This is a genomic window from Paraburkholderia sp. UYCP14C, assembly GCF_004197395.1.
Classification (GTDB): Bacteria; Pseudomonadota; Gammaproteobacteria; order Burkholderiales; family Burkholderiaceae; genus Paraburkholderia.
This window is the reverse complement of the sequence record NZ_SELS01000142.1, coordinates 1-6,391: the sequence shown is the minus strand read 5'-3', so window position 1 is coordinate 6,391 and position 6,391 is coordinate 1. Positions and strand designations below refer to the sequence as shown.

General features: G+C 59.1%; 5 protein-coding genes and 5 pseudogenes. 6 read left to right on the top strand and 4 right to left on the bottom strand.

Features of this window, described 5'->3' with window-relative positions:
- Positions 1-77: 77 nt before the first annotated feature.
- A pseudogene (locus EVC45_RS43035) lies at positions 78-1,412 on the top strand (transposase); the annotation flags it as partial.
- 142 nt (positions 1,413-1,554) lie between these two features.
- Here the strand turns inward: EVC45_RS43035 and EVC45_RS43030 are convergent.
- Both EVC45_RS43030 and EVC45_RS43025 read right to left on the bottom strand, forming a co-directional pair.
- Positions 1,555-2,034, bottom strand: a pseudogene (locus tag EVC45_RS43030) (transposase); the annotation flags it as partial.
- 184 nt (positions 2,035-2,218) lie between these two features.
- Positions 2,219-2,524, bottom strand: a pseudogene (locus EVC45_RS43025) (transposase); the annotation flags it as partial.
- 260 nt (positions 2,525-2,784) lie between these two features.
- On the opposite strand from EVC45_RS43025, the gene EVC45_RS43020 reads away from it, so the two are divergent.
- Genes EVC45_RS43020 through EVC45_RS43010 form a run of 3 tightly spaced genes read left to right on the top strand, consistent with a single transcriptional unit; the run spans position 2,785 to position 3,555 of the window.
- The gene (locus tag EVC45_RS43020) at positions 2,785-3,030 is read left to right on the top strand and encodes a hypothetical protein (protein ID WP_129964150.1); all 246 of its coding nucleotides are present in this window, start codon (positions 2,785-2,787) and stop codon (positions 3,028-3,030) included.
- A 26-nt stretch (positions 3,031-3,056) separates the two neighbouring features.
- Entirely contained in the window at positions 3,057-3,266 is a 210-nt protein-coding gene (locus EVC45_RS43015) for a hypothetical protein (protein WP_129964149.1), read from the top strand.
- A 10-nt stretch (positions 3,267-3,276) separates the two neighbouring features.
- The gene (locus tag EVC45_RS43010) at positions 3,277-3,555 is read left to right on the top strand and encodes a hypothetical protein (RefSeq protein WP_129964148.1); all 279 of its coding nucleotides are present in this window, start codon (positions 3,277-3,279) and stop codon (positions 3,553-3,555) included.
- A 135-nt stretch (positions 3,556-3,690) separates the two neighbouring features.
- On the opposite strand, the pseudogene EVC45_RS48105 reads toward EVC45_RS43010, so the two are convergent.
- Positions 3,691-3,982: pseudogene (locus EVC45_RS48105) on the bottom strand (transposase); the annotation flags it as partial.
- Between the two features lie 163 nt (positions 3,983-4,145).
- Between EVC45_RS48105 and EVC45_RS43000 the strand changes: the two are divergent.
- Positions 4,146-5,054, top strand: coding sequence for a LysR family transcriptional regulator (locus tag EVC45_RS43000; protein ID WP_129964147.1), 909 nt, complete (start codon positions 4,146-4,148; stop codon positions 5,052-5,054).
- A gap of 180 nt (positions 5,055-5,234) precedes the next feature.
- Here EVC45_RS43000 and EVC45_RS42995 read toward each other — a convergent pair.
- Positions 5,235-5,525: pseudogene (locus EVC45_RS42995) on the bottom strand (DDE-type integrase/transposase/recombinase); the annotation flags it as partial.
- 130 nt (positions 5,526-5,655) lie between these two features.
- Between EVC45_RS42995 and EVC45_RS42990 the strand changes: the two are divergent.
- On the top strand, positions 5,656-6,391 hold a 736-nt coding region (locus tag EVC45_RS42990), incomplete at its 3' end, for a transposase (protein WP_248295501.1).

Genomic DNA, 6,391 nt, shown 5'->3' with positions numbered 1-6,391 from the left:
AGATGAAAAATGAGGCCGCCATTATCGCCTGGCGCTCCAGGTGCCTCCTCATGTGTAACGCAGCTTTGAACCTCGCCGTATATCCCGATCCCGACGAATCAGTCAACCATTCGTTTTACAGCCAGTTGCCCGGGATCGACATCGCCAGGCTGCTGTGGTTCGTCGCCGAACGCACGGAGTTCCTGAAGGCCTTCACCCACGTGCTCGATCGCTATGTGAAGCATGCCGCCGACCCGCGCGAAATCCTTGCCTGCGTGGTCGCCATGGGCACCAACATGGGCCTGCAAAAAATGGCCGAAGTCTCGGGCATCAGCTACGCTTCGCTCGCGAGCACCGCGCGCAACTATCTGCGCCCCGAAACCCTGCATGCCGCCAATGACGCGATCAGCAACGCAACTGCTGGCCTGCCGGCGTTTCATCTGTTCGACGTCGGCGACCAGATCCATTCGAGCAGCGACGGCCAGCGCTTCGAAACCCAGATCGACACCTTCCAGGCGCGGCACTCGCCCAAGTATTACGGCCTCGGCAAGGGTATCAGCGCCTGCACGGCCGTCGCTAACCACGTGCCGTTCAACATGAAAGTCATCGGCGCACACGAGCACGAAAGCCATTACGTGTTCGACCTGCTCTACAACAATACGTCCGACATCCGTCCGCAGGTCCATTCCACCGACACGCACGGCGCCAACCAGCTGAACTTCTTTACCCTGCTTACGTTCGAGTATCAGTTTGCGCCGCGCTATCGCGACCTGCACAAGAAAATCGGCAGCGTCGTCGGCCGGCACAACCCGAGTCACTACGGGAACTGGCTGATCAAACCTTCGCGAAAATCCCACGATGAACGGATCATCCGGGAGTGGCCCAACGTCCAGCGCATCATGGTTTCACTCGCACAAAAGGACGTCACGCAAGCCACAATCGTGCGCAAGCTCAGCAGCTACGTGCGCCAGAATGAAACCAAAAAGGCGCTCTGGGAACTCGACAACCTCTGCCGCACGCGCCATATTCTCAGGTTCGTCAACGACGTCAACCTGCGTCAGGACGTGCAGAAGGCCTTGAACCGCGGCGAAGCGTACCACCGGTTGCGCCGCGCGATCGCCTACGTCAACGGCGGCAAGCTGCGTGTGCACACCGAGGCCGAACAGCAGATCTGGAACGACTGCTCACGGCTGATCGCCAATGCAATCATCTACTACAACACGGCGCTGCTTTCCCGCGTATATGAGCAAAAACGTGCGGATCGCGACCTCGCTGCAACGGCGTTGATCGCTGGCATGTCACCCGTCGCGTGGCAGCACATCAACCTGTTCGGCTCCTTCGAATTCGGCCCGGAGGGTTCTTCCATCGACATTGACGTGCTCGCCGCATACTACGCCGATCCGGCATACTGGACCCGGATTGTGCAAGCTTAATCCCAACCCGGCGAGCCGTAATCCTCCCTTCCTGAAAGCGCTCTGCCCGGATCACTTCCACTGGTTTTATACCCCGTAAAGCCAATACTGGCGTGGGTTTTGAGAAGATTTTCTGTTTTCGGGGGATGGGCAAAAATAGCCTATAGCCCACTCCGTGCAGCAGCAGAAAGCCCTTCAGGCGCTGTCGTGCACGCTTCAGATCGTCCTTGGCGCTAACCCACGCGCGAGCAAGGTCGCGGAATGCTTCGTCATCCACGGTGGGCACATAAACGCGCGATAGGTCGCCGGCGCGCAGCGAACGCACAAGCTTCACTGCGTCGCGTCGATCCGTCTTGACGCGCTCACCTGGCTTCTTTGGAATTAGTGAAGGCGCGCAGACCATGCAGTCGAATCCCTTCTGAACGAGCTGACGGTAAAGTCCGTAGCCGCACGGGCCTGCCTCGTAGACGATGCAGATGTGTCGCGCCTTCGATTGCAGGCGCTTGCACAGGCGATCAATGTCCGTCTTCGACGTACTGGTCTTGCCGAGCACTTCGACCTCGCCTGCGCCCAGCGCATAGGCAGCCGTGATCGATTCCTTGTGGACATCCAGACCGACGTACACCGTGCTATCGTCTTCCATGCTGGCCTCCGTGGTGAAAATCGCCGGGTGTGGCACCGTCCACACCGTGCGGCTCTGGCAGCGATGCTAACCCGCGTTTGTTTCCCTCGGCAGGCCAGCCCTTGCCTCACGAAGTCATACTGACTAACCCGCGTTCAGCTTCCCCACGGCGGGCCAGCCTCTGCCTCACGGAAAGTCATACTGCCTTCCACTCACCTTTGATCTTGATATAGCTCTCGTCCATTCGCCAGCTTTTCCCAACCGGACGCTTGTGCTTGCGGAAGCTCCTTTCGAAGAGCGGCAGCAGTTTGATGACCCAGCGGTACACCGTCGAATGATCCACCGCGACACCACGCTCGTCCATCATTTCCGCAAGATTGCGCAAACTCAGCGAATAGGCCACGTACCATCGCACGCACAGCAAAATCACTTCAAGCGGGTAGTGAAGGCGCTTCAGGACCTTGGCCAAGCCCGGCGCGAGTGTGGTTCGCGGTGTCTTCGTCTTCTTCATCGCACAGCCCAAAAATTCGCTACCCAATTTTAACGTGGGCCTTACTGCAACAGAACCGGAAATCCTTAGTTTCATTCATGCATAAAAGCTCCCGTTGGGGGGGGGTAAAAACCCTTAAACGCCGTTCTGCATGCTGGTTCTGATTCAGGAAGTCCTGACGGCGGAAACGAGCGTTTCCTGAAGCGATATTCCGCCGTTGCCGATTGGACGCACGCACCGATCGCCATAGCATCGACTCATCGTGCATCGAGGGGAAAATCATGGCGGGCAACAAATCCCTGCGTTCTCAGGTCGAAAAACTCGTTGGCCCGACGCGGGGCCGCGGGGCGCGCGTGTGTGTGCTGGACCGCTCCCGCTCGGGTGGAACGTGGTGCGTGCGCATACAGCTCGATCGGTCGACCGGCTCGTTTTCACTCTTCTTCTTTCGCCATGCCGACGGCACATGGCACGTGTTTCCGCCGTGCCAGCGCCGTCCGGAAATGGGGATAGGCCGCATGGCGGCCTGATCGTTCAGCAAGCCAGGGAAACGCATATGCACGACGATGCTCCGACCGCATTGCCGCAGGACGCGATCGAACTGCGCGCGTGGCTCAGCGACTGGTACGACCATGCGTTCAATGTGGGCTACATCCATCCGCCCTTCACACTTGACGAAGCGACAGCCGACCGGCTCGAAGGCTACTTCAAGGCGGGCCTGACGCCAGCCGAAGGCGCGATGGCATTCTTCGGCTCCGTGCATTGAGAGGCGAGCGATGAGGTTCGAAGAGTTCGATGCCCGCCTGTCGCGCCTGCTGGTCTTGATGCCCGCCGGGACAATAGCCGATCTGACGGACGGCCTGATCGCCTGGTGGAATGGCGCACGGACAATCTATGCGTGGATTGGCAAGGGCGACGATGGCAGTCACAGCGGATTACACGCACGTGAACTCGACCTTGCCGACGACTGGGGACAATTCCATGACTGGCTCGCCGCATGGATCGACGAGCCTCGCTTCAGTGCACGTCCGGATGTCGATGGTCACGGACGCTGACGGACACGAAAACACCTGCGGTCGTCGCAGTTGCTCCGTTGCTCACTGAGGTGATCGGCAAGAAAACGCCGGGTACCTGGCACCGGTCGATCGCGGCAATCGTCGCCGCGGTCGGCGAGCCCGGCAATTCCGTGCCTCAATGCCCACAAAACGGCGCAGGCTGGATGCTGTCGTACAGCACCTCTTCGCATGCAGGGTCGGCAAGGTTGAACCAGTGCCGCACAAAATGTATCCGCAACATGCGCTCCAGCGAGATCGGCGGGCGACCGTTGCCCCGTTTCGGGTAGTACGGCTCGATCACCACACAAAGTTCGGCCCGCGGCACGAGCCTGTTCATCTCAGAGAATCGGTTCGCGTCGCGTAGGTGTGCGCTGCGCTCCGAATCCTGCGATTGATCGACCGCCATCGCCACGGTCAGTTGCTTCACCGTTTTTGCTTTTTACCGTTGCATGTCCACGCTATAACGCATGGCAATCGTTAGCCGTGGAATTGATCAGCAGCCTTGATTTTGAATGCAGTAACTTTGCGGCCTTCGGAACAGTTTCATCGAGTCCTCCGACCTGGGTCACACATAAGACGGATTTTTGAATATGCGTTTCAAAGGCTTGGATCTCAATCTTCTGGTTGCGCTGGATGCGCTCATGACACAGCGCAATCTGACGGCCGCGGCCCAATACGTCAATCTGAGCCAGCCTGCCATGAGCGCTGCCGTTGCACGGCTACGTGACTATTTCGGAGATGACCTGTTCGTGATGAGGGGCCGTGAGTTCGTCCCAACAGCGCGCGCGACGGAACTCGTCGGACCGGTTCGGGAGGCCTTATCGCACATACAGCTTTCCATCATTTCGCGCGACGCGTTCCAGCCCAGCAAATCTCATCGCCGTTTCAGGGTCTGCCTGTCCGATTTCATGACGCTCGTCTATTTCCGGAAGGTAATCGAACGCGTTGCGCAGGAGGCGCCTTCTGTTAGCTTCGAGATCGTTTTCCCTGATGATGAACCCGGTGGGCTGCTTCGGCGCGGCGACATCGATTTTCTGGCCCTGCCGGAGTTGCTGCTAGCAGATACCCATCCCAAAGCAGCCCTTTTTGAGGAGAGGCTCGTTTGCGTAGGCTGTCCGACGAATAAACAGCTATCGCACCGCATTGCGCTAGAGAAGTACATGTCGATGGGACACGTAACGGTGAGGTTCGGGCGTGCGCGCAGGCCCTCGATCGAAGAGTTTTTCCTGCGCGATCTCGGTCTGAAAAGGCGCGAGGAGGTTGTCGTGCCCACGTTCAGTCTCGTCCCTTCCGTCCTGTCGCGTACCGACCGTATCGCTACGCTTCCCTTGAGATTGGCTGAGCACTTTGCGGAACTAACACCTCTGCGGATCGCAGAAGTGCCTCTGCCACTTTCGTCGTTTACCGAAGCAATTCAATGGCCTTCGCTACACGATGGCGATCCTGCAAGCATCTGGATGCGCGAGGTTTTACTCGAGGAGGCGCAAAGCTTCGCCTAGTACAACATCTCGCCCGAGCAGCCAAACTTCGCCGCGATCGACGCGATCACTTTCCATTGCGAGTCGTGGTCGCCTTGATGTTCCAGAACCATTCGCACAGCCCGCTCACGAACTTCGGGCGAGGGCTCTGGTGCAAATAGGCGGTCTGTACGAGATTGTTGTTATATAAAGGACACCTCATCAAGCAGACAGGACGGCCTCCCAGACTGCGGGCGCAGTGGTATCTTTGAGGCCGATCTTCGCGAGGCCGAACTGGCCCTTGGGAATACGATGTACCAACTCAATACCCGAGAGAGTGATCGCTGCGTTCCTGAAACGTTTGAAGCCGAGCATGACTTTCGTCCGGGATTTGATGTTGCGGTGATCCTGTTCCACCAGATTATTGAGATATTTCGCGGATCGGACCTTCGTGCCATCAGGCAGCAAGCCATCGGCCTTCATCTCGCGCACGGCGCGGTGCGAGGCCGCATAGTCAATATGACTCCCCGTGGGGCAGAGAGGCTAGCCTGCCGCGAAGGAATCAAACGCGGGTTAGCATGACTGCCAGAGCCGCACGGTGTGGACAGGGCCACACCCGGCGATTTCCAGCACGGAGGCTAGCATGGAAGACGATAGCACGTTGTACGTAGGATTAGATGTGCACAAGGAGTCGATCACGATCGCCTATGCGCTCGGCTCCGGCGAGGTCGAACTGCTTGGCAAGATCGGGACGACGAAGGCCGATATCGATCGCCTGTGCAAGCGCCTGCAATCGAAAGCGCGGCGTGTCTCCATCGTCTACGAGGCGGGTCCGTGTGGCTACGGACTTTACCGTCAGCTCCTGCGGAAGGGATTCGACTGCATGGTGTGCGCGCCGTCGCTGATTCCCAAGAAGCCCGGTGAGCGTGTCAAGACCGACCGCCGCGATGCGATCAAGCTCGTGCGCGCGCTACGCGCCGGGGACCTCTCGGCGGTGTATGTGCCCAGCGTGGAGGACGAAGCATTCCGCGATCTGTCCCGTGCGTGGGTCAGCGCCAAGGACGATCTCAAGCGTGCCCGACAACGGCTGAAGGCCTTTCTCCTCTCGCACGGCGTGCGCTATACCGGTTGCGCCAACTGGGGCCCGGCGCACCGGCGCTGGCTGAGCACGTATGCTTTCGAGAGTGCGTGGCAGCAATTGGTGTTCGAGGAACAGCGGCGCGCGATCGAGGACCGGCTCGCGCAATGTGACCGGCTGGAGTCCGCGCTGCGTGAGGCGGTCGTCAACTGGCGCTTCTATCCGGCGAGGTTCAAAGCTGCGTTACACATGAGGAGGCACCTGGAGCGCCAGGCGATAATGGCGGCCTCATTTTTCATCT

Excerpts from the sequence above, each read along its gene's own strand:
- EVC45_RS43015 (WP_129964149.1), top strand. The coding sequence starts at position 3,057 with ATGCACGACGATGCTCCGACCGCATTGCCGCAGGACGCGATCGAACTG.
- EVC45_RS43010 (WP_129964148.1), top strand. The coding sequence starts at position 3,277 with ATGAGGTTCGAAGAGTTCGATGCCCGCCTGTCGCGCCTGCTGGTCTTG.
- EVC45_RS43020 (WP_129964150.1), top strand. The coding sequence starts at position 2,785 with ATGGCGGGCAACAAATCCCTGCGTTCTCAGGTCGAAAAACTCGTTGGC.
- EVC45_RS43000 (WP_129964147.1), top strand. The coding sequence starts at position 4,146 with ATGCGTTTCAAAGGCTTGGATCTCAATCTTCTGGTTGCGCTGGATGCG.